Annotated in this window: 23 protein-coding genes; 14 read left to right on the top strand and 9 right to left on the bottom strand. The window is 39.0% G+C overall.

All coding sequences use genetic code 11. The features are described from left to right. Window positions 1–2 precede the first annotated feature (2 nt). From leuS to yajC, 5 genes are read right to left on the bottom strand one after another with little or no spacing between them, the layout of a single operon-like run. Complete coding sequence (gene leuS, locus CVT08_RS03790; protein ID WP_107856263.1) at window positions 3–2,468, bottom strand: leucine--tRNA ligase; 2,466 nt, start codon at window positions 2,466–2,468, stop codon at window positions 3–5. Window positions 2,469–2,476: 8 nt separating this feature from the next. Continuing rightward, window positions 2,477–2,815, bottom strand: a complete 339-nt coding sequence (locus CVT08_RS03785; RefSeq protein WP_002942000.1) for a DUF6394 family protein — start codon at window positions 2,813–2,815, stop codon at window positions 2,477–2,479. 9 nt (window positions 2,816–2,824) lie between these two features. Further along, window positions 2,825–3,796 carry a protein translocase subunit SecF gene (gene secF / locus CVT08_RS03780; protein ID WP_021092267.1) on the bottom strand — a complete coding sequence of 324 codons (972 nt, stop codon included), beginning with the start codon at window positions 3,794–3,796 and terminating at the stop codon, window positions 2,825–2,827. A 2-nt stretch (window positions 3,797–3,798) separates the two neighbouring features. Next, window positions 3,799–5,379, bottom strand: coding sequence for a protein translocase subunit SecD (gene secD, locus CVT08_RS03775; RefSeq protein WP_103558533.1), 1,581 nt, complete (start codon window positions 5,377–5,379; stop codon window positions 3,799–3,801). Then, window positions 5,379–5,651, bottom strand: coding sequence for a preprotein translocase subunit YajC (gene yajC / locus CVT08_RS03770; protein WP_107856310.1), 273 nt, complete (start codon window positions 5,649–5,651; stop codon window positions 5,379–5,381). The genes secD and yajC overlap by 1 nt, the downstream gene beginning before the upstream one ends. On the opposite strand from yajC, the gene CVT08_RS03765 reads away from it, so the two are divergent. Further along, entirely contained in the window at window positions 5,627–6,919 is a 1,293-nt protein-coding gene (locus CVT08_RS03765; RefSeq protein ID WP_196381028.1) for an apolipoprotein N-acyltransferase, read from the top strand. The two genes, yajC and CVT08_RS03765, sit on opposite strands and share 25 nt — an antisense overlap. A gap of 42 nt (window positions 6,920–6,961) precedes the next feature. Here CVT08_RS03765 and metK read toward each other — a convergent pair whose 3' ends face one another. Next, window positions 6,962–8,167 carry a methionine adenosyltransferase gene (gene metK, locus CVT08_RS03760; protein ID WP_107856261.1) on the bottom strand — a complete coding sequence of 402 codons (1,206 nt, stop codon included), beginning with the start codon at window positions 8,165–8,167 and terminating at the stop codon, window positions 6,962–6,964. 138 nt (window positions 8,168–8,305) lie between these two features. Between metK and sstT the strand changes: the two genes are divergently transcribed. From sstT to CVT08_RS03695, 13 genes are all read left to right on the top strand, one after another. Further along, a complete protein-coding gene (gene sstT / locus CVT08_RS03755) occupies window positions 8,306–9,673 on the top strand; it encodes a serine/threonine transporter SstT (protein ID WP_413784345.1) in 1,368 nt (455 codons plus the stop codon). An 87-nt stretch (window positions 9,674–9,760) separates the two neighbouring features. Further along, on the top strand, window positions 9,761–11,482 hold the full coding sequence (locus CVT08_RS03750) for a M3 family oligoendopeptidase (RefSeq protein WP_107856260.1): 1,722 nt from the start codon (window positions 9,761–9,763) through the stop codon (window positions 11,480–11,482). A gap of 1 nt (window position 11,483) precedes the next feature. Continuing rightward, entirely contained in the window at window positions 11,484–11,933 is a 450-nt protein-coding gene (locus tag CVT08_RS03745) for a hypothetical protein (protein WP_107856259.1), read from the top strand. Between the two features lie 51 nt (window positions 11,934–11,984). Beyond that, window positions 11,985–14,054: an ATP-dependent helicase gene (locus CVT08_RS03740; protein ID WP_103647644.1), complete on the top strand. Its 2,070-nt coding sequence runs from the start codon at window positions 11,985–11,987 to the stop codon at window positions 14,052–14,054. Beyond that, window positions 14,051–14,872: a tRNA pseudouridine(55) synthase TruB gene (gene truB, locus CVT08_RS03735; protein WP_107856258.1), complete on the top strand. Its 822-nt coding sequence runs from the start codon at window positions 14,051–14,053 to the stop codon at window positions 14,870–14,872. The genes CVT08_RS03740 and truB overlap by 4 nt, the downstream gene beginning before the upstream one ends. Beyond that, window positions 14,866–15,096 (top strand): carbon storage regulator CsrA, encoded by a 231-nt coding sequence (gene csrA, locus CVT08_RS03730; RefSeq protein ID WP_002941828.1) that lies wholly within the window; start codon window positions 14,866–14,868, stop codon window positions 15,094–15,096. Before truB ends, csrA begins: the two co-directional genes overlap by 7 nt. Beyond that, window positions 15,093–15,836, top strand: a complete 744-nt coding sequence (locus tag CVT08_RS03725; RefSeq protein WP_107856257.1) for a 4-(cytidine 5'-diphospho)-2-C-methyl-D-erythritol kinase — start codon at window positions 15,093–15,095, stop codon at window positions 15,834–15,836. Before csrA ends, CVT08_RS03725 begins: the two co-directional genes overlap by 4 nt. 14 nt (window positions 15,837–15,850) lie before the next feature. Next, the gene (gene smpB, locus CVT08_RS03720; RefSeq protein WP_035170093.1) at window positions 15,851–16,303 is read left to right on the top strand and encodes an SsrA-binding protein SmpB; all 453 of its coding nucleotides are present in this window, start codon (window positions 15,851–15,853) and stop codon (window positions 16,301–16,303) included. A gap of 8 nt (window positions 16,304–16,311) precedes the next feature. Next, window positions 16,312–16,908 carry a thioredoxin gene (locus tag CVT08_RS03715; protein WP_012139980.1) on the top strand — a complete coding sequence of 199 codons (597 nt, stop codon included), beginning with the start codon at window positions 16,312–16,314 and terminating at the stop codon, window positions 16,906–16,908. 62 nt (window positions 16,909–16,970) lie between these two features. Beyond that, window positions 16,971–17,405 carry a flagellar basal body rod protein FlgB gene (gene flgB / locus CVT08_RS03710; protein WP_107856256.1) on the top strand — a complete coding sequence of 145 codons (435 nt, stop codon included), beginning with the start codon at window positions 16,971–16,973 and terminating at the stop codon, window positions 17,403–17,405. 8 nt (window positions 17,406–17,413) lie between these two features. Then, window positions 17,414–17,914, top strand: a complete 501-nt coding sequence (gene flgC / locus CVT08_RS03705; protein WP_012139981.1) for a flagellar basal body rod protein FlgC — start codon at window positions 17,414–17,416, stop codon at window positions 17,912–17,914. After that, complete coding sequence (fliE, locus tag CVT08_RS03700; RefSeq protein WP_021089607.1) at window positions 17,914–18,207, top strand: flagellar hook-basal body complex protein FliE; 294 nt, start codon at window positions 17,914–17,916, stop codon at window positions 18,205–18,207. The genes flgC and fliE overlap by 1 nt, the downstream gene beginning before the upstream one ends. Before the next feature lie 8 nt (window positions 18,208–18,215). Continuing rightward, entirely contained in the window at window positions 18,216–20,048 is a 1,833-nt protein-coding gene (locus CVT08_RS03695) for a peptidoglycan D,D-transpeptidase FtsI family protein (protein WP_107856255.1), read from the top strand. Window positions 20,049–20,136: 88 nt separating this feature from the next. Here CVT08_RS03695 and CVT08_RS03690 read toward each other — a convergent pair whose 3' ends face one another. From CVT08_RS03690 to CVT08_RS03680, 3 genes are read right to left on the bottom strand one after another with little or no spacing between them, the layout of a single operon-like run. After that, a complete protein-coding gene (locus CVT08_RS03690; RefSeq protein ID WP_103558542.1) occupies window positions 20,137–20,598 on the bottom strand; it encodes a response regulator in 462 nt (153 codons plus the stop codon). A gap of 47 nt (window positions 20,599–20,645) precedes the next feature. Further along, window positions 20,646–21,599 carry a ferrochelatase gene (gene hemH / locus CVT08_RS03685; RefSeq protein WP_107856254.1) on the bottom strand — a complete coding sequence of 318 codons (954 nt, stop codon included), beginning with the start codon at window positions 21,597–21,599 and terminating at the stop codon, window positions 20,646–20,648. Continuing rightward, the gene (locus CVT08_RS03680) at window positions 21,599–22,468 is read right to left on the bottom strand and encodes a Gfo/Idh/MocA family protein (protein ID WP_012139985.1); all 870 of its coding nucleotides are present in this window, start codon (window positions 22,466–22,468) and stop codon (window positions 21,599–21,601) included. The genes hemH and CVT08_RS03680 overlap by 1 nt, the downstream gene beginning before the upstream one ends. Window positions 22,469–22,586 lie beyond the last annotated feature (118 nt).

Below are 22,586 nucleotides of genomic sequence, written 5' to 3'. Positions count from 1 at the left end.
ATTTATCCTTTAATGACAAAATTTACTAATTTGCCTTTTATATAAATCTCTTTTAAAATTTCTTTTCCTTCAAGCCATTTAGCCACATTTTGCTTAGCTTGTTTTAAAATTTCACTCTCACTTTCGCTTGCTGCTACTTCAAACTCAGCCCTTTTCTTGCCATTAACTGTAACTGCAAGAGCGATGCTATCTTTTACAAAGACCTCTTCTTTCACAGCTATCTTTGTGAAATTTTTTCTGCCAAAAAGTTCTTCGCTAAGCTCATTTGCAATATGTGGCACGATAGGCTCTAGTAAATTTAAGATGATGAAAAAGCCCTCAGCATTTACATTCTCATTATCCTGCGCATTTATAGCGTTTAGTGCCTCCATACAAGCAGCGATTAAAGTGTTAAAAGCAAATGTATCGCCAAAAACCTCGGTTGATTTTTTAAGCGCTTCATAAATTTTAAGCCTTGCAAATTTTTCATCTTTACTTAAGCTTTCGTGATCTATCTCAGGCAGTTTATCTATCTTTTTGATAGTTTGCGCCTTCTCCCAAAGCCTATTTAAAAACCTAAATGCGCCCTCAACTGCGCTGTCGTTCCACTCAAGCTCTTTTTGAGGAGGAGCAGCAAATAGGATAAAGAGCCTTGCTGTATCAGCGCCGTATCTATTTATGATATCATCAGGATCTACGACGTTGCCCTTGCTTTTACTCATCTTTTTGCCATCTTTTAAGACCATGCCTTGAGTTAGCAAATTTTCAAACGGCTCATCGTCTCTTAGATAGCCAAGGTCTCTTAAGACCTTTTGGAAAAATCTAGCGTACAAAAGGTGCAAGATCGCATGCTCGATACCGCCGATATACTGATCTACGTTCATCCAATAATTCACGCTCTTTTCATCAAGTGCTTTTTGCTCCCAACTCTTCTCATCACTTGCAAATCTAGCAAAATACCAGCTACTCTCTACGAATGTATCCATCGTATCAGTCTCTCTGATCGCGTCTTGGCCGCATTTTGGACACTTTGTAAATTTCCAAGTTGGATGTTTATCAAGCGGGTTGCCCTCGCCTGTGATCTCGACATCTTCAGGCAGTGCGATAGGTAAATTTTCCTCTTTTTCAGGCACTACGCCGCAGCATTTGCAGTGCACGACAGGTATTGGCGCACCCCAGTATCTTTGGCGAGAAATTCCCCAATCTCTTAATTTATAGTTTGTGATCCTTTTGCCAAGACCATCTTTTTCAAATTTCTCTATTATAAAGCTTTTGGCCTCCTCTGAGCCAAGACCATTTATCAGCTCAGAATTTATAGAAATTCCATACTCCGAATATGCCTTAGAGCCATCACTCTCACCCTCAAGTGGCTTTACGACAAGTTTTATAGGTAGATTAAATTTGCTTGCAAACTCGAAGTCCCTTTGATCGTGCGCAGGAACAGCCATGATAGCGCCACTGCCGTAGTCAGCTAGGATGAAATTTGCAACCCAAACTGGGATCTTTTCATTTGTGAGTGGATGAACGACGTAAATTCCTAAAAATTCTCCATCTTTATCGCTTGCTTGGCGCTCTCTTGGGCTTTGATTAAGTATTGCTTTTATCTTTGCCTTCTTGCTTTCATCAAATTTATCACTTTCAAGAAGCGCTTTTACGATAGGATGCTCTGGCGCAAGGGCTGTATAGCTAACGCCATAAATCGTATCAGGTCTTGTTGTAAATACCTCAAAGCCATCAAATTTAGCACCCAAAGTCTCTTTTGATGCCTCATCAAGGCTAAATTTAAACTCCAAGCCGTAGCTTCTACCGATCCAGTTTTCTTGCATTGTGATGACTTGATTTGGCCATTTGCCCTCAAGAAGCTTTAGATCATCAAGTAGCTCGCTAGCGTATTTTGTGATGTTAAAGTAATATCCTGGAAGCTCTTTTTGCACCACATCATTACCGCATCTCCAGCATTTGCCGTCTTCAACCTGCTCGTTTGCAAGCACGGTTTGATCGTATTCACACCAGTTTACGATGGCGTTTTTTCTATAAACAAGCCCTTTTTCAAACATCTTTATAAAAAAGCTTTGCTCCCACTTTGTGTAAAGTGGGTCAGATGTGGCTAAAATTCTCTTTTTAGAAAACGAAAAGCCAAGGCTTGCAAGCTCTTTTTTCATATAGTCGATGTTTTCATAAGTCCAAATTTTAGGATGAATTTTATGTTTTATGGCTGCGTTTTCAGCTGGCATACCAAAGCTATCAAATCCGATAGGATGAAGCACGTTGTAGCCGCTTTTTCTATATGATCTAGCCAGCGCATCGCCGATAGAGTAGTTTCTCACATGCCCCATATGTATGCGTCCGCTTGGATATGGAAACATACTTAGGATATATTTTTTTGGCAAGCTTAAGTCGTCTTTTGGCTCAAATTCTTCATTTTTATCCCAAATTTCTTGCCATTTTTTTTCTATCTTTAAAGGCTCATATTTTCTCTTCTCAGCCATTTTTTCTCCTAAAATTCTTCTTGTGATTTGCTTGATTCTATTAGTACCAAGGCTAGTGAAAATATATTTGCAATGACTGCGCCAATAGCTAATGAATAGCTAAGCGTTGCATTTTCAGATACTTGCAAAATGACAAAAGCTGGTATAAGGTGCAAATCAGCAACCAGCGAGCTAGCAAAAAGCTCAGCTGATAGTAAATTTTTAACGCCAATCTTAAGTAGCGTAGAAACTAAATTTATACTAGCTGCCACAAAAAGGGCGATCTCGTTTTTATCATATAAAAACTCCGCCGTAGTCGTAAGACTCATCAACGCAAAAAATATGTAGATAACTTTTCCCCAGTTCATTATCCCTCCTTACACAACGCCTTTTTCAAACATAGCACGCTCTTTATCACGCTCTTTTTTGATCCTTTGCTTTTCAGCCTCTCTAGCTCTAAAATGCTCGATGCTAAATTTAAACCAGATAAGAAATGGTGATGAGATGTAGATCGAGCTGATCGTTCCTATAACTATACCAACGATAAGAATAAATGAAAACCCATGTATCATATCTCCGCCAAACAAAAATAGCACAACAACAGTCATCATCGTAGTGGCTGAAGTTAGGATGGTTCTTGAAAGTGTGGCTGAGACTGACTCGTTGATAACGCCCTCGATATCAGTCCTCTTGCTCTCTTTTATGCCTTCTCTGATCCTGTCAAAAATGATGATCGTATCGTTTAGCGAGTAGCCAAGCACCGTTAAAACAGCTGCTAGCGTGTCCAAATTTACATCAATGTCAAATAGCGAAATAGCACCAACAGTTATGACTATATCGTGAATTTCAGTTGCGATCGCAGCAAGCGCAAATCTCCACTCAAATCTAAATGTGATATAAAGAAGCACGCCAATTAGTGAAATTCCAAGAGCCATCAAGCCCTTTTGCCTAAGCTCGTCACCAACCTTTGGACCAACGATATCAACACGTCTTACTTCAAAATTTCCAGTATCTTTTAAAATTTGTTTTATCTCAGTACCGATGTCGCCAGTTAAATTTGAACTTGATCCTGAAAATCTAATAACAGCCTCATCTTCGCTTCCAAACTCAGTAACAGAGGCGTTTTTAAGCACTTCATTTGTGCCAAAAGCATCGCGAATTTTATCAAGTGGCGCTTTGGTGTCGTATTTTAGCTGTATAAGCGTACCACCAGAGAAGTCGATGCCGTAGTTTAGACCCTTTGTTGCAAGCAAAAAGATCGAGCCAACAAATAAAAATATAGAAAGTGCCAATGAAGCAAATCTAAACCGCATAAAATCATAAACTTTTGCCTTAGTAAAAATTTGCATCTCTAGCTCCTTTTATAACCAAACCAAAGTCTGGTATTTCCGCTTTTTTCTATCTTATCCATGACTGCATCAAACATGCCGTGAGTGCCTAAAATGGCCGTTAGCATCGACGCCATGATTCCTATCGCCATTGTCACAGCAAAGCCCTTAACTGGACCAGTGCCATAAGCATAAAGCACCGCAACTGTGATGATAGTAGTCAAGTTTGAGTCGATGATCGCACTCATAGCGTGCTCATATCCCTTTTGAACAGCTGTTCTTATCGCCACGCCTTCACGCAAAAGCTCGCGGATACGCTCATTTATGATGACGTTTGCATCAACAGCCATACCGATAGTTAGCACGATACCAGCCATACCTGGCAGAGTAAGCGTCGCTCCAAAAAGCGCCATGACAGCGACCAATATAACGACATCCGCAACTAGTGCGATATTTGCAAAAACGCCTGAAATTCCGTAATAAACTAGCATAAATAGCACGACTAAAATAGATCCAGCAGCAAGAGCAACCATGCTTTGATTGATGCTCTCTTGGCCTAAAGATGGGCCAACGCTTCTTTTTTCTAGCATCTTCACAGGTGCTAAAAGTGCGCCACTTCTAAGTGCGATCGCTACGTCGTGAGCTTCATCAAGGGTAAAACCACCGCTAATCTGGCCGCTGCCGCCACCTATTCTTTCGTTTATAACTGGAGCTGAATAGACCTTGCCGTCAAGCACGATAGCAAGCCTTTTACCCACATTTGCGCCAGTAAAATCACCAAAAATTCTAGCGCCTTCTGAATTTAGTGTGAAATTTATGATCGGTAGGTTGTTTTGCTGAGAGAATGCGACCTTTGCATCAGTTAGCATCGAGCCATCAAGCACTGGGATATTTTTAACGACGTATTTTACGCGGTCATTTTTAGCATCTTTAAAGATCACATCACCATAGCTTTCGGCCTCAGCCTCGCTCATCGTATTTGCCTGATCTTGTCTTTTGTCATCAACTGCCATAAGCTGCAAGTGAGCAGCCTTTGCGATAAGATCTCTCGCTCTTTGCTCATCTTCTTCAGTCTTTATGCCAGGAAGTTCGACTAGGATATTGTCTTTACCTTGTCTAGCAACTGTTGGCTCAGCTAAACCAAACTGATCAAGTCTGTTTCTAATGGTCTCAACAGCTTGAGAGATCGCATACTCGATCGTATCAAGCCTCTCTTGCTCTGTTAGAGTGATGTGATAGTTTAGACCATCTTTTTTGATATCAAGCCCTTTTATCTCAGCAAGTGCCTTATCAACTTTTGGAGCCTCGTCACTATCAAGCAGCGCAAAATCAACACTATCTTCTTTTATCTTAAATTTATCAATAAGCACATCTTCTTTTTTAGCATAATAATTTATACTTCCAGCGATTGATTTGATCTTAGAGTGGATAGCCTCGTTAGTTTCAACACCAAGAAGCATATGAAGACCACCTTGAAGGTCAAGTCCTAATGAAATTTTAGCTCCACTTTGAGTCTGAAAAAAAGATGGCACCGAAAAGCCAAAACCAAAAATCAAGGCTAATATTAAGATAATCAGCCTATATGTAACTCTTGCGTTACGCATTATTTATCTTCGATCTTTTTAGCTACAAACTCGCGTGCTATACGAACGATTACATCATCGTTAAGTTTAACTTTGATAAAATCGCTTTCGGCCTTAATCACTTCGCATATAAGTCCGCCATTAGTTATTATCTTATCGCCTTTATCAAGAGCTGCAAGCATCGCTGCATGGGCTTTTTGTTGTTTTTGTTGAGGTCTGATAACCAAAAAGTAAAATATGGCGAAAAGCACAACAAGAGGTAGTAATGATGTTAAAAAATCAGCGTTTTGCATGGATTTCCTTATTTGTAAGATTTTTAAACGGACATTTTAGCACTAAAATTATAATAAAAGCCTTTGTCGGTGCTTTTTTGCTTTCTAATTTCATTTTTTTAGCTATGGCAGAAAATCAAATTTTAAATTTCATCTCACCTTTTCTTACGTTAGCTGGAATTTACGTCATCATAAATTTAAGCAGGGCTGGATTTTTCACGGCTGGATTTTTCACTGGAATTTTGTGGTTTTACTGGATCGGCTTTAGCTTTATCTACTACGAACTAGTCTGGCTTATACCATTTGTCGTCCTCTTTGTAGCCCTTGTTTATGGACTTTTATTTTGGATAGCCTCTTTCCCAAGCTTTATAGCACTAAGAGCTGTTTTGTTATTTTTAATAAGCTACGTGCACCCATTTGGCTTTAACTGGTTTAACCTTGAAGCAACGCTTGTTTTGGGCGCTTTTGAGCCAAATACTAGAGGGCTTATATTTGTTTTTTTAGCAGCTATTTTTTTGAGTTTAAAAGGCAAAATTTTTAAATTTATCCTAGCTTTTATCTGCCTGATCGCCGCTTTGCAGTTTAAAAGTAGCGAGGCAAAGACTCTGCCATTTGACGTGGAGCTAATAAACACCGATGTCGCTCAAAGGGTGCGCTGGGATAAAAGCTTGCGCATGAAATTTACAAATGAAAATTTAGACTTGATAAGCAGCGCCATAGCCGAGCAAAAACGCCTCATCGTACTTCCAGAGAGTGCGTTTCCACTATTTATGACAAATGAGCCACTGCTTGTTGATGAGCTAAAAGAGCTTTCAAAAAAGATAACCATCGTAGCTGGCGCACTTGCCTATGAAAATAAACAAATTTATAACTCTGCATTTTTGTTTCAAGACGGCACTCTTAGGCGAATGGATAAGAAATTTTTAGTGCCATTTGGAGAAGAAATTCCTTTGCCAAAATTTATGCAAGATGCGGTAAATAAGCTATTTTTTGGTGGGGCTAGCGACTTTAAAAAGGCTGAAAATTTTAGCGACTATGAGATAGATGAAGTTAAAATCAGAAACGCTATCTGCTACGAGGCAACAAGAGAGGAGCTTTATAGGGGCGAATTTGACGTGGTCGTGGCCATCACAAACAACGGCTGGTTTGTGCCAAGTAGCGAACCTGTGCTTCAAAGACTATTAATAAAACACCTTGCCACAAAATATAATAAAGCGGTCTATCACAGCGTAAATGCCTCAAAAAGCGAGATTATAAAGCCTAAAAAAGCATTTTGGGATGAGTTATAAAAGAAATTTAAAGTGGCTTTTTAAATAAAGCCACTTTTTTGATTATTTTTTTAGTAAAGCCTTGAAAGTATCAACCGCATCAAGCTTTTCCCAAGGATATTTTGCATTTCCCACTTGACCTTTTGCAGCTACTTTTGCATATAAAAATGTCTCTTTGCTTGGTTTATCAAGACCAAATTTATTTGTTATCCAGCGAGGAGTTAGAGAAAAATGCTCGCTTACAAAATTTGAAAGCATATCGTCATTTACGCTGTTTGCGTGAGTTCCCATGGTATCAACACTAACTGAAGTTGGCTTTGCAACGCCGATAGCGTAGCTTATCTGAACGATACATTTTTTAGCAAGGCCAGCTGCTACGATATTTTTAGCTATCCAGCGCGCTGCGTAAAGTCCGCTGCGATCAACCTTTGTGTAGTCCTTGCTTGACTGAGCGCCACCGCCTATTGGGCTATATCCGCCAAAGCTATCGACGATTAGTTTTCTGCCTGTTAGACCACTATCGTGAAGCGAGCTGTGGTTTACATATCTGCCTGTTGGGTTTATATAAATGATCGTTTTTTCTTTATTATATAGCTCTTTTGGAAGGCCAGTTTCGTCTATTAAATTTTGTATTAGTGCGCGAAGCTCTTCTATCTTCATGCTCTCCACGCAAGGAGCAGATACGACGATAGTGTGGATACTTTGAGGTTTGCAGTTTTCAAAGTTGTCTTTACTACCGTAATCAATCGTAACTTGCGTTTTTATATCAACACCAAGCTTATCAGGGTTTGCTTTGGCAAATTTATAGACTTTTTCACAAAGCATTCTTGCATAAGTTATAGCTGCTGGCATAAATTCTTTCGCTTCGCAGCTCGCAAAGCCAAACATGATGCCTTGATCACCTGCTCCGATCTCGCCATCACTTTGATCAACGCCTTGATTTATATCTGGACTTTGTTGATTTAAGCAGACTTTGACCTCGATATCGTCTGGGTGCAAGCACTGCTCTTTTGTAAAGTTGCTCTTTCCATCATATCCAATGTGCGCAAGAGCATCTTTTACGATCTTTTCGTAGTCTTTATAAGAGAGTTTTACCTTTGAGTTTATCTCTCCACCTATTACTATATTTTTTCCAGCGACAAAAACTTCGCTTGCGACGCGTCCATTTGGATCTTGCGTTAAAATAGTATCAACAATGCTGTCAGCGATAATATCAGCACATTTATCTGGATGACCTGGACTTACAACTTCAGAAGTAAATAGATACATTTTAGTCCTTTTCCTTGGTTAAATTTTCGTGCAATTGTAACAAATCTATATAAAAAGCCAATTAATCTTTTTAAATTTCTTTATATTTAAAAATCATTTAGCTAGAATCAACAAAAAACTAATTTATTAAGGTGTCAAATGAATATGTTTAAAAACATTGCAAGAAGATACGCCGACGGAAATTTGATCGTTCAAATTTTAGTTGGTATCATCCTAGGTGCCCTAGTTGGCTTTTACACACACTATCAGGCAGCCCCTTACAACCAAATCTCAGCCAAAATTCAAACCATTCAAAAAGAGAGTGGCTTAAGCGTAGATGAAGTTATAAAAACTCGTCTTAGCCAAGATGAAGCAAAACAGCTTGATGAAGCCAAAGAAAAGGCTAGTTCGGCTGATTCTATCGCTGCTTCAGCCTCAGTTTTAGGAGATTTGTTTAAAGGCGCTCTAAAAGCGATCGCACCTATTCTTGTATTTGTTTTAGTTGCAACCTCTATCATTTTAAAAGATTTTGGTCATACAAAAGGCATGCAAAAGATCATCACACTCTACCTCGTTGGCACTTTTTTAGCAGCTGTTGTAGCGGTTATTGCAAGCTTTTTATTTCCTATCGAGATACCGCTAAAAGGTCTGCAAAGCGCTGATATGTCTGCCCCACAAGGCATCACAAACGTGCTAAAAGATCTTATTTATAAAATGGTTGAAAACCCAATAACCGCCCTAGCAAATGGCAACTATATAGGCATTATCACTTGGGCTATAGGTGGCGGCATCGCTATGAGATATGCTACACCTGAGACCAAAAAGGTATTTAAAGATATAAGCGACGGCGTAACTCATATCGTTAAATTTATCATTAGACTAGCTCCATTTGGCATATTTGGTATGGTTGCAATTAGCATTCATGACACTGGATTTGAGACACTTGCAGGATATCTCAAACTGATCTTGGTTCTTGTTGGAGCGATGCTTGTAGTGGCATTTATCGTCTATCCAGCGATGGTTTTTGCACTAACTAGGAAAAATCCTTATCCACTTGTGATGATCTGTCTAAAAGAGAGCGCGATCTCAGCGTTTTTTACAAGAAGCTCGGCTGCAAACATCCCTGTAAATATGGCACTTTGCAAAAAACTAAACCTAAAAGAGGAGCTCTACTCGATCTCTATCCCACTTGGAGCTACTATAAACATGGGTGGTGCAGCAGTTACCATTAGCATCCTAGCGCTTACTGCGGTAAATTCTATCCCATCTATCACAGTTACATTTGGCGATGCGCTTCTTCTATGCTTCATCTCAGCCCTTGGCGCATGCGGCGCTTCAGGCGTGGCTGGCGGCTCACTACTTCTAGTGCCATTAGCGTGCGGACTTTTTGGCATCGGCAATGACATCGCTATGCAGTTTGTCACAGTTGGCTTTACGATAGGCGTCATCCAAGACTCAGTTGAAACTGCGCTAAATAGCTCATCAGACGTGCTTTTTACAGCCGTGGCATCAGAGACTTCAAACTAACCTTCATAAAATTTCAGCTAAATTTTGGCTGAAATTTTACTTTTATCCATTTTTTTGTAAAATGTCCCAAAAATTTAAAGGATAAATATGCAAATTTGGGATCTAAAAGCACTTTTTGCAAACGAAAAAGAGTGCGAGCAAAACGCACTAAATTTACAAAAAGAGTGCGAGAAATTTAAAGATAAATACCTTGAAAATTATGAAAATTTAAAAACAGACCAGTTTTTAAAGGCATTTGGCGAATATGAAAGTTTGATAGCTAAAATTTCAAAAGTAATGACCTATGCTTTTTTAAATTTTGCCAAAGATACAAGCAGGGGCGCATTTTACGCGAAAATCGATGATATAGCGACAAAAGCAAATGAAAATTTGATATTTTTTGAGATTAAATTTAATGAGTTTAGCCCTAAAAAACAAGAAGAGATCATAAAAAGCTCTAAAAAATACGGCTATTATCTAAGCAATCTCGCCAAAGCAAAACCGCACCAACTTAGCGTTGCCGAAGAGAGAGTACTACTTCGCACGGCAAGCACCGGAGCAGAGGGCTTTTCAAGGCTTTTTGATGAGAGCATGAGCAAGATGAGGTTTAAATTTAAAGGCGAGCTTTTAAATGAAGAAGAGATTTTAGCCAAGCTTCATGAGAGCGACCAAAGCGTGCGAAAACTAGCCGCCAAAAGCCTTTCAAGCGAGCTTAGCAAGCACCAGCACCTTCTTGGCTACATATATAATATGATAAAAACTGATCTAAAAACGAGCTGCGAGCTGCGAAATTTCAAGCTTCCTGAAGAGCCAAGACACCTTGAAAATCAAATCACTAAAAAAAGCGTTGATTCGCTAATTGCCGTAACGGAGAAAAATTTTGATTTAGTTGCTAAATTTTACGAGCGAAAAAGAGAAATTTTAGGCCTTAAAAAGCTTTATGACTACGATAGATACGCGCCTCTTAGCAGTGAGGGCGAGTATAAATTTGATGAGTGCAAAAAGATAGTTTTAAAGGCGTTTGGGACATTTTCACCTAAATTTGGCGATATAGCCAAAAGCGCCTTTAATGACGGCTGGATCGACGTTTATCCAGCGCCAAACAAGCGAGGTGGCGCATTTTCTCACTCAGGATCAAGCGACACGCACCCTTATGTTTTGCTAAATCACACAAATCAGCGAAGAGACCTTTTCACGCTTGCTCACGAGCTTGGTCACGCTGTGCATCAAAAGCTCTCATATAGCGTAAGTTACCTAAACTCAGACACTCCGCTAACCACGGCTGAGACGGCTTCAGTCTTTTGCGAGATGCTAGTTTTTGACCACGTAAAAGAAAACCTTAGCAAAAAAGAGAAAATTTCACTGCTTGCTGGCAAGATCGAGGATATATTTGCCACGCTTTACCGCCAGATAAATTTCACCACCTTTGAAAGGGCTGTGCATGCACACGAGGGCGAGATCAGCCTAGATGAGCTAAATAAAATTTGGCTAAAAGAGAGCAAAAAGATGTTTAGCAAAAGCGTCACGCTAAACGACTACTACAAAATTTGGTGGAGCTACATCCCGCACTTCATCCACACGCCATTTTACTGCTATGCCTACTCTTACGCGCAGCTTCTTGTGCTTGCACTTTTTGGGCTTTACAAAAGCGGTAAATGCAAAAATTTTGTGCAAATTTACACCGAGTTTTTGAGCCTTGGTGGGAGCCTTAGCCCAAGGGAGCTTGTGGGTAAATTTGGCTTTGATATAGATGATAAAAATTTCTGGCAGATCGGCATAAACGAGGTTAAAAAGCTAGTAGATGAGTTTTTAGAAATTTCAAAGGATTAAGATGTTAGACGAAATTTTAGACGATGAGAAATTTGCACTTTTGATGAAGATGCACGTCTATGAGTGCATTGATTTTTTGCTTGAAAAGGGGGTAAATTTCTCAGTTATGGCAAATTTACCGCTGGTTAGCTTTGAGCCTAGCTTGCCAGATGAGATAAGTAGGAGCTTTAGTATGCCAGTCATTATGTTCTCACTTGGTGGCTACACGCTTGAGAGTACCATGCTAACGCAAGATGAGCTTAGCTTTGAGGCTGGCTTTGGTAGTGAAAATTTCGCCTCAGTGGTCTCTTTTCCACTTGGAGCGGTGGTTCAAATTTTGGTTGAAAATAGCCCGATCCTTGTAAATTTCTCTATCTACAAGCCAAAAGAGAAGCAAGTCGATCACGCTAAAAAATCAGCCTCAGTCTTTTTGCAAAACCCAAAAAATAAAGATATATTTAAGAAAAAATAGTAATTTTAAGCATTTTTGGCTAAAATCAAAAGAAAATTTAAAAAGCGAAAAATGGAAAATTTACTATCAAATTTAAACGAAGCCCAGCGCGAAGCAGCCACTCACATAGACGGTGCGATGCTCATACTTGCAGGCGCTGGCAGCGGCAAGACAAAGACGATCACGACTAGACTTGCCTATCTCATCGGCGAGGTCGGCATAGACGCGGCAAACACGCTAACTCTTACTTTTACAAACAAAGCCGCCAACGAGATGCGTAGCAGAGCCATGGCGATGCTGAGTCAAAGCGGCAAAAACTACTCGCCGCTACTTTGCACATTTCACAAATTTGGACTTTTATTTTTAAAGCTCTACATAGAAAAACTTGGCAGAAAAAACAACTTCGTCATCATCGACACAGACGATAAAAAGCGCATCATCAAAAGCTTTGAAAGTCCGGTCGCCACGGCGATACTCTCAAGTGAAATTTCAAACTATAAAAACTCGCTTTTAAGCGTAGAAGAGGTCTATAAAAACGCAAATTTCTCCTCTTTTGACAAGAGCAAAGACAACTTTTACAAGCAAGCAGCGCAAATTTATGAAAAATACGAGGACTATTTAAAGGCAAACAACCTCGTTGATTTTGATGACTTGCTAGGTCTTACATATAAAATTTTAGACGAAAACGAAGAGCTAGCCAAAGATATCTCAAACCGCTACAAATACATAATGGTCGATGAGTATCAAGATACAAACGATCTTCAGTATAAGCTCCTAAAAAAACTCTGTCTATGCCACGAAAACATCTGCGTGGTGGGCGATGATGATCAAAGCATCTACGGCTGGCGAGGTGCAAAGATCGATAATATCTTAAATTTCAAGGATCAGTTTAGCAACGTAAAGATCATCAGACTTGAGAAAAACTACCGCTCAAGTGAAGCGATACTAAAGGCTGCAAACGAGCTAATAGATCATAACCGCAACCGCCTTGGCAAGAAGCTTGTAGGCACAAAAGGCGAAGGCGAAGCTGTAAATTTGATAGAGAGCTTTGATGAAAATTTAGAGGCTGGCAAGATCGCAAAAAACATAAAAGAGCTTTTAAGCAAAGGTGTGCAGGCAAAAGATATCGCGATCTTATACCGCATAAACGCGCTTTCTCGCTCGCTTGAAGATGGGCTAAACAAAGAGCAGATCGCCTATAAAATGGTCGGCGGCGTTAAATTTTATGAAAGAGCCGAGATCAAAGATATCATAAGCTACTTAAGGCTCATAAACAATCCAAACGATGACTTTTCAATAAGACGCATCATAAACCGCCCAAAGCGCGGCCTTGGTAAAGTGAGCCTTGATAAGCTCGAAAAAATGGCCTTTGAGGGTAAAATTTCTATTTTTGAGGCGATCTCAAATATCTCTGATAACGATGAAGCCTTTAGTAAAAAGGTAAAATCAGCCCTTCTTGAGTTTGCAAACAACCTTAAAGAGCTTCAAGAAAGCAGCTCAGTTTTTGACCTCATAGATAAATTTGAAGCTAAATTTGGCGTGAAAAAATACTACGAGAGCTTACCAGATGGAGCTGAAAGAGCGGCGAACATCGACGAGTTTTACGCTGTTTTAAAAGATCAGATCAAGCAAAATCCAAGCTTTGATCTGGAGGAGTTTTTAAACGAGATCACGCTAACAAGCGAACAAGACGGCATTAGCGATGAGGCTATTAGCATCATGAGTGTGCATGCGAGCAAGGGGCTTGAGTTTGAGCATCTTTTTGTGATCGGCCTTGAAGAGGGATTTTTCCCGCTCATTGGCGACGGTAGCGACATCGAAGAGGAGCGCAGGCTCGCTTACGTGGCGATAACAAGAGCTAAGAGGACACTTAGCCTAAGCTTTGCAAATTCGCGCTTTTACAAAGGTCAGCGCACGAGGCTAAATAAGAGTAGATTTTTAAGCGAGAGCGGTATCACGCATGGCTCGCTAGTTATCGAACAGAGCAATGAATTTAAAAAAGGTGACCTTGTTAAGCATAAAATTTTTGGTATCGGCAGGGTGAGCGCGGTTAGTAAGATCAAAAAAGAATTTAAACTAACTATAAATTTTGGTGGCAATGTAAGAGAGATAATGTCAAGCTTCGTGGAAAAGGCCGTATGAACGCCATTTTCGTGGCAAACAAGCCTGCTGGCATGAGCTCAAACCACTTTTTAGGACGACTAAAGAGAAAGTATGGCGTTAAAAAGGCTGGATTTTCAGGCACGCTTGATCCATTTGCGAGTGGCTGTCTGATAGTCGCTTTTGGCTCGTATACGAAATTTTTTAGATTTTTAGACAAAAGCCCAAAGGTCTATGAGGCGACTATTTGGCTTGGGGCGAGTAGTCCTAGCATGGATAATGAAAATATCACTGAAATTTCAAATGTAAAAGAGCTAAATTTAGAAAAACTTGAAGCCATTAGAGGCGAGCTAATGGGCAAGATAAGCTATGTCCCGCCAAAATTTAGCGCCAAACATGTAAATAGCATAAGGGCTTACAAACTAGCAAGAAGTGGCGAGGAATTTGAGCTAAAGCTAGAGACAATGGAAATTTATGAGAGTGAAATTTTGAATTATTCACACCCTTTTTTGACACTTCGTTTAAGTGTAAGTGAGGGGAGTTACATCCGCTCTTATGCAGAAATTTTTGGGCAAAAAGTTGGTTATAATGTAACTTTAAGCTCATTAAAGAGGGTAAGCGAGGGTAAATTTCGCTATGAAAATGAAAAATTTTTAAATATTTGCAATTTTTTAAATATTGAGCAAAACACGTATTTTGGGGATATTAACAACATACTAGACGGCAAGAAATTAAAAATTAACGATTTTGAAACACAAACACAAGGAATTTATTTGCTAAATTATGATAAATTTATGAGCGTAATCCAAATCATGGATGATACTATAAATTACACTTTAAACAAGGTAGAAAAATGTTAATCTTAGCAAGAAAAGAAAACGAAGAAATTTTACTAGGTAACGACATAAAAGTCGTCGTAGTAAGTATCTCAAAAAGCACCGTTAAGCTTGGTATCGAGGCTCCGCGCAACACAATGATACTAAGAAGCGAGCTGGCAAACGATATTAAAAACGAAAATATCCACGCCACTAAAAAAGCAAGCGAAGCCGATATCCACGAACTTGCGAAAAAAATAGAGAAATGAAAAGCTTTGCAAAGATCAACGTATTTTTGAAGGTAGTTGGCACCAGAGGCAACTACCACGAAATTTTGTCACGTTTTGTTCTTTGCGAGCAGCTTTTTGATGAAATTTATTTTGAAAAGTCAAATTCTTTTGCTATCGAATGCGACAACAAAGAGATAAAAGAAAACATCATCCAAAAAGCGATAGACGAGCTAAAAAAAGCTGGCTTTTCAAACGAGCTAGATGAGTTTTTTAGCTCTCATAAAATCATCATCAACAAACAAATCCCAATAGGTGCTGGTCTAGGAGGAGGCAGTTCAAACGCCGCCACCTTTTTACTAATGGTAAATGACGAGCTAAATTTAAATATAAAACGCGAAAATTTGATGCAAATAGCCTCTAAAATCGGCGCAGATGTGGCCTTTTTTGTAAGTGGCTACAAGGCAGCAAATGTGAGTGGCATAGGCGAGATCATAGAAGAATTTGACGATGAAGTGCCAAATTTAAGTATTTTCACGCCAAATGTTTTTTGCTCTACACCGATGGTTTATCAAGAATTTAGAAGCAATTTCTTACAATACATAGACGTTAATGCTGCAAAAAAGATGCAAAATTTAAAGAGCAAAGAGCTACTTGAAATTTATAAAAACGAGGAGCTAAACGATCTTTTTGCCCCATGCTTTAAGCTCTATCCACAGATGAACGAGTTTAGGGATAAATTTCTAAGCGGCAGCGGCAGTAGCGTATTTAGCGTAAATTAAAAGGTAAAATTTTGATAAAAGATCTAGCAAAAAACAAGAAAGCTTTGCATGACTTTAGCATACTTGAGACCTTTGAGGCCGGCATCGTTTTAAAAGGCAGCGAAGTCAAGGCTCTAAGGGCTGGCAGAGCAAATTTAAAAGATAGCTTTGTGCGTGTCATAAAGGGTGAGCTTTTCTTACTAAACGCCCATATCAGCTATCTTGAGACTACACATAGCGCATTTCGTCCAAATGAGCGAGCAGCCAGAAAACTTTTGATGCACAGAAAGCAGATCGATAAAATTTTCGGTCAAGTCTCACAAGATGGGCTTGCTCTAGTTGTTTTAGCACTTTATCTAAGCGATAAAAACATCGTAAAAGCAAGGCTAGCTCTTGCAAAAGGTAAAAATTTACACGACAAGCGCGAGACTTTAAAAAGACGCGAGGCAGACAAAGAGGCAAGAGCTGCCATAAAAAGATATGTTTAAGGGATAAGATGAAGAATTTACTTGTTTTAATAATCGCTTTATTTGCTTTTTTTGGGTGCGGCGATGATGAGAGTAGCAGTGCAAATTTTAAAGAATTTAGCCCAAACGAAGAGGTTAAGCTCGTAGATGTAAGCGGCAAAGAGCTTACTTTGGTTAGAAAAGATCACGGCTTTGCTATCAAAAATGATGAAAATAAGGTTTTGATGATCGACATTTTTGGCACATTTTGCCCACCTTGCCAAAAAGAGGCAGCCGAGCTTACAAAATATCAGCTTGAAAACAAAGATAAATTTACGCTAATTGGGCTAACCCACTTTGAAAATGTCACAAATGAGTATGTTTTGCATGAATTTATGCAAAAATTTAATGCCTACTACTTCATAACAAATGATCAAAAGATAAATGACAGACTTGCCGAGCAAATTGTAAGAGATATCGAATACAAACATGAGATCGCACTACCTTTTAAAGTGGTGATAAAAAACGGCGAATATCAAATTTTAACAGACGTAGATAGCGGACAATACGGAGTAAAATACTATCTTGGTGGCATAAAAGTCACAAAAATGAAAGAAGATTTGGCAAAAATCTATGAAACAAAGTAAATTTGCCTTACATTTGGAACATCATTTGCTTATAAATGTGTGAAATTTTAGAAGGACTTTAAATGTTTGTTTTAGATAGATCAAAATCTAGCCCACTCGTCGAATCAGCCCTTGCAGGCAGAGAACTACGCCAAAAGCTCATCTCTGGTAACCTTGCAAATGTTGATACGCCATTTTACAAGGCTAGAGATGTAAGATTTGAAGATATTTTAAGAGAAAAAGCAAATGAAATTTATAACGTTTCAGAGAGCAAAAAACTAAATTTAGCTAAAACAAACGAAGCGCACATGGCTGCGGTTGATTTTCCAAAAAGCGACACAGCTCAAATTTTCTTGCGTGATGGTCACATGGCTAGAAATGACGCAAACACGGTTGATCTTGATGTTGAAACAACAGAAATGGGCAAAAACACAGTTATGATAAACGCCCTTGATGGCGCCTACAAGGCTCAGGGCAATATCTTTAAAAGCGTAATAGACGCAAGTGCTAAGAACTAGGAGAGATGATGTCATACTTAAATGATTTTGATATTAGCGGATACGGACTAAGCGCGCAACGCTTCAGAATGAACGTCATCAGCTCAAACATCGCAAACGCTCAAACCACAAGAACGGCTGAGGGCGGCCCTTACAGAAGGCAAGAGGTAATTTTTAAAGAGATGAACTTTGATAAAATTTTAAACGATCAACTTAAAAACTCACAAAGCCTACTTGATTATGAAAATCCACTCGATGACCCAAGCTCACCCAAAAACGCTCACCCTGCCCTAACTAGCGTGATCGTAGATAAAGTGGTGCGCGACGACAAGGACTTTCAGCTAAAATACGACCCTAGCCACCCAGACGCAAATGCAAATGGCTACGTCGCATTTCCAAATATAAACCCAGTCATCGAGATGGCTGACTTGCTTGAGGCGACAAGGGCTTATCAAGCAAATGTAGCGTCATTTCAAAACGCAAAAACAATAGCACAAAGTGCGATATCACTTATTTCAGGACAAGCATAATGATAAATAGTATAAATTTAGATAAGCTAAACAAAAACGAAAATTCAAGCAAAATAGCAAAAGCAGGCGAAGAAGGCGGCTTTGAAAATGCACTAAACGACTCTTTAAAAGAGCTAAACAAGGTTCAAATCAATGCTGATAAAGCCATCGCTGATCTTGCAACTGGCGAAGTAAAAGACTTACACCAAGCAGCTATCGCCATAGGCAAAGCAGAGACTAGCATGAAGCTTATGCTAGAAATTCGCAACAAAGCACTAAGCGCATACAAAGAAATTTCAAGAACGCAAATTTAAGCCATTGAATGAATTCCAGAAAATCAAAAATAACCATACTTTTTTTATTAATTACTTTTGGAATTTCAATCTTTGTGCTCGTTATATTTTATAGAGCAAGCATCGAGCGAAAGCTTCCTAAGCTTCAAACAAGCGACGTAAATACCGCAATCCGAGGCAACATCGTCACAAAAGACGGCTTTAGCATCTCATCAAGCCAAAAACTCTACAAAGTGATGCTTGACACCAGAAACATCGATCCAAACAAAAAAGAGATGTTTATCAAGCTCTACTCGCTTTATAGCGGCGACGATCCAAACAAAGTAAGAAAGATCATAAATGGCACAAAAGGCCTTGTCACGCTCTCTTACAGCATCGACGCAAAGGGCACTACCTACCTTCAAGAGCTCTCTAGAAAGCTAAACCGTAAGGGCATTTTGATCTCGTATCTTGATCCAAAGACTGGGCTTGCTTCGTTTCAAGGCATGCGCGTGATGGAGAGCGGTCAAAACCGTAAATTTATGTCAAAAGATGCTCTTACACCTGCCATTGGCTACGTGAGCAAAACAGAGAGCGACGCACTTACCAAAAGCAAAGGTGTAAAAGGGCTTGAGAGATACTACGAGGACTACCTAGCTCCGATACAAAACGCCAAAATCCTTGGCCCGCGTGATATTGGCAACAATATAATCTTAACCAGCGATTCAAATTTAGCAACGAGGGTTGATGGCTACAACGCGGTGCTTTCTGTACAGCTTAAATTTCAAACCAAGTTAGAGCAAATTTTAGATGAAAAGCGTGAATTTCTAGATGCAAAAGAGCTAATCATCTGCATAATGAATAGCAAAAATGGAGAAATTCTAGCCCTAGCTTCTAGCTCAAGGTATGATCCTTCAAACATAAGAAAGCAAGATTACAGCGCGCTAAATTCGAGCGCAAGCGAGTATGCATACGAGGTTGGATCGGTTTTTAAGCCTTTTATCTTCTCCATACTACTTCAAGAAAAAAAGGTAAATCCTTTTGAGCTAGTAAATACCTATAACGGCCGCTATCAGCTAGGCAAAAGGATCATCAAGGACACCCACCCAGAGCCTTTTATGAGTGCTGAAGACATCATCGTGCACAGCTCAAACATCGGTATGATCCAGCTAGTAGATAGACTAAATGGCCCACAAATTTATCAGGGACTTTTAAATTTTGGCTTTTCAAGAAAGACTGGCATCGACCTGCCATACGAGCAAGTGGGTATGATGCCAACGGTTACGAAGCTAAACTCATCGACCTATAAAGCGACAGTTAGCTACGGATACGGTCTTCAAGCGACATTTATGCAGCTTTTGAAAGCTTATAACACCTTTAACAACAAAGGTATCGAGGTGACGCCGCACATGGTGGCATATCTTGAGCGAAATGGCAAGCGCTACGATCTGCCAAAAGCAGAGCCAGCTCAGGTTATCTCGCAAGAGACCGCAAAGATAATGAAGAGAATTTTGATAAAAACAGTTGAAAAAGGCACTGGTCTAAAGGCATTTACGCCAGGTCTTGAGATAGGCGGAAAAACTGGCACCGCACACATCGCTTCTGGCAAAGGCGGATATAGCAACACCTATAATGGCTCCTTTTTTGGCTTCGTAAATGACACGAGAGGCAACAGCTACACGATAGGCGTTTTAGCAAGAGATCCTAAAAAGCCTTACTACTACTTTGGTGCGCAAAGTGCGTTACCGACATTTAAAAAGGCCGTTGATCTTATGGTTGAAGATGGTTATTTGTTTCCAGATCCTAATGTCATAGCTGAGTTTGAAGCTAAAAAAGATAAGCTTAAAAATGATAAAGCAAAGCAAAAACCAGCGTTAGATTAAATTTAACTTCTAAGATAAAAATATTAAATTTCAAATTTAGAGTTTAAAGTAGAAATTTGGATCTAGGCAAGCGGCCTAAATCCAGAATTTATGCAAGTCCAAGTTCATTTAAGACAGAGCTTAAATTTACAGAATTATTTGTATTTTTGCCAAGGCTATTTTGCTTCTCAAGCAGCGTTTGGCTAGTAAGTGCCATGTTTAGCTCTTTGCGGTAGTCACTTAAAATTTTATCCATTATTTTAAGTAGCTCATTTTTTTGATCCTGTGTTTTAGTCGGATCATTTATGCTTAAAAGCTCAGTTAGCTCCTCTTTTTTCTGAGCTATTTTCTCTTCTATCTTGTTTGAATTTAGCTCATTTATAAAGCCAGCAGCGCCAATTTCTGTAAGCCTTTTCTTAAACTGCTCAAGCTTGTCTGAAACCTTTGCCTCGCTTGTGATCTTATCAAGCGTCAGACTTAAAATTTCATCAAAACTATTTTTTTTATCTTTAGCTTTGCCTGAGCCTGACTGCAACAAATAATCGATAATATCGTTATTTTGAACCTTCATACATCTCCTTTTAAATTTGAGATGCTTTTTATAAGCAAGATTTATTCCTAAAGGCTAAATTCTCTAGCGTTTTTTGACTTTTGCATGATAAAACTAGCAAATTCATCACTAAAATTTGGACACTGAACGACTTTGTAAAAGCTAAAATTTAGCTCTTTTGCAAGCTTAGCATACTCGATAACTAGCTCAAAAATGGTCTCAGAGTTGTCTATACAAAAAGAGAGCGGATAGATAAGCGCTTTTTTATTTTCGCACTTTGCCAAAGCCTCGTTTAGTGATGGCTCTAGCCATTTAACTGGGCCAAGACGTGACTGATAAGCAAGGCTCACATCTTTAAAATTTAGCCCCTGCTCTTTTAGCATTTTGCCTAAAATTTGCACATGTTCGTTTATGTGTTTTTCGTAGATATCACCCTTTTCTATGATCTTGCGAGGCAAAGAGTGGGCTGAAAAGATGAGGCTAATATCGCTTATATCGATATCTTTTACCGCTCCCTGGATATGAGAGATAATGATCTTATTGTAAGCGTCATCATCATAAAATGGCTCGCAAAGTGCAATTTTAGCTTTAAAATCAAGCTCCTCTTTTGCCTTTTTAAAATCAGCTAAGCTCGAAGTTATCGTAGTTTGTGAGTGATGAGGGTAGAGTGGCAAAAGCACTATCTCATCAAATTTTTCATACTTTTTAAGCACATCTTTTACAAATGGCGAAGTGTAGTTCATCGCAAAATCAACCGCTTCAAATTCATTTTGCAAGCTTGAAATTTTCTCACAAAGCTTAGCAGTAAGCTCGCAAAGTGGTGACTTTCCGCCTATTTGCTCGTAGTTGTGTTTTGCAGTTTTTAGCCTGCCTTTTGTGATCATGAAAGCTACAAATTTTCTTAAAATTTTATTTTTTATACCCAAAATATACGGGTCATTAAACATATTTGTTAAAAAAATTTCGACATCATCAAGGCTGTTTGCACCGCCCATATTTAAAAGCAAAAGAGCTTTTTTCATCAAAATAGTTCTCTTATCTTTATCGCATCATCGATGTTTGAAAGCTCGCTGCTCTCGCCACTTTGGCAAAGATCATAAAAGGCTTCGTATTGCGCTTTTAGTTCGCTATTATTTGTATCTATCTTTAAATTCATCTGTCCATTTTCGCTCACTTGATGAAGCTTATGATCTATGAGATCGCCAAAATAGACGCCATTTTTTGCATTTACCTCTATCTTAAAGCGCTCCAGTGAGCCACAAAATGAGTCAGTGATATGCACTAGAATTTGATTTTTACTCTTAAAGCTTATCGCCGCGTTATCGGCACTTTTGGCATTTGTCTTGTTTGTTTGAGTGTAGTAAAAGTCGCTGACTTCAGAATTTATGATATTTTTTGCTAGGTCGATGTCAGAAACTGAGAGCTCATTTATGATATTTCCATCGCAAAGTGGCTTAAAATGAGCGATAGAGATGCTATAAATTTCCTCTTCTTTTAAAAGTGCTTTTTTAAGTGACAAGATAGTTGGATTAAAACGCTCTGAAATTCCTGTGCAAACCCTAGTTTTGTTTGTTTTAGCGGCATATTTTATCTCTTTAAGATCTGCGATACTTTTAAAAACTGGGCGTGAGATGAGGATATTTTGACAATATTTTGCACACTGACAAAATGCCTCCACCATCTCCTCTCTTGGTGAGCAAAGCACGACTGCTTGAGGCTGGGCAACCTCTATAAATTCTTTAAAATCAGTATAAAAATCAGCTCTGCAAAACTCATCAACATTGTCTTTGTCAAAAATGCCACAAATTTCAAACTCGTTTGAGCGTCTAAGCTCTAAATAATGTTTTTTACCTGTGCTGCAATAGCCGATAATGCCGATTTTTAGCTTCACATTCACCCTTTAAAACTTTAGAAATTTTTAATTATTTTATTTACAAATCGCTTTTAAATAGATAAAACAAGAGATAGTTTTCAAAATATCACTATTTTTTCTCTTTTTATAATTTCAC

Source organism: Campylobacter concisus (genome assembly GCF_003048835.2).
Classification (GTDB): domain Bacteria; phylum Campylobacterota; class Campylobacteria; order Campylobacterales; family Campylobacteraceae; genus Campylobacter_A; species Campylobacter_A concisus_D.
The sequence above is the reverse complement of the archived record's forward strand: the minus strand, read 5'-3'. Positions and strand labels throughout refer to the sequence as shown.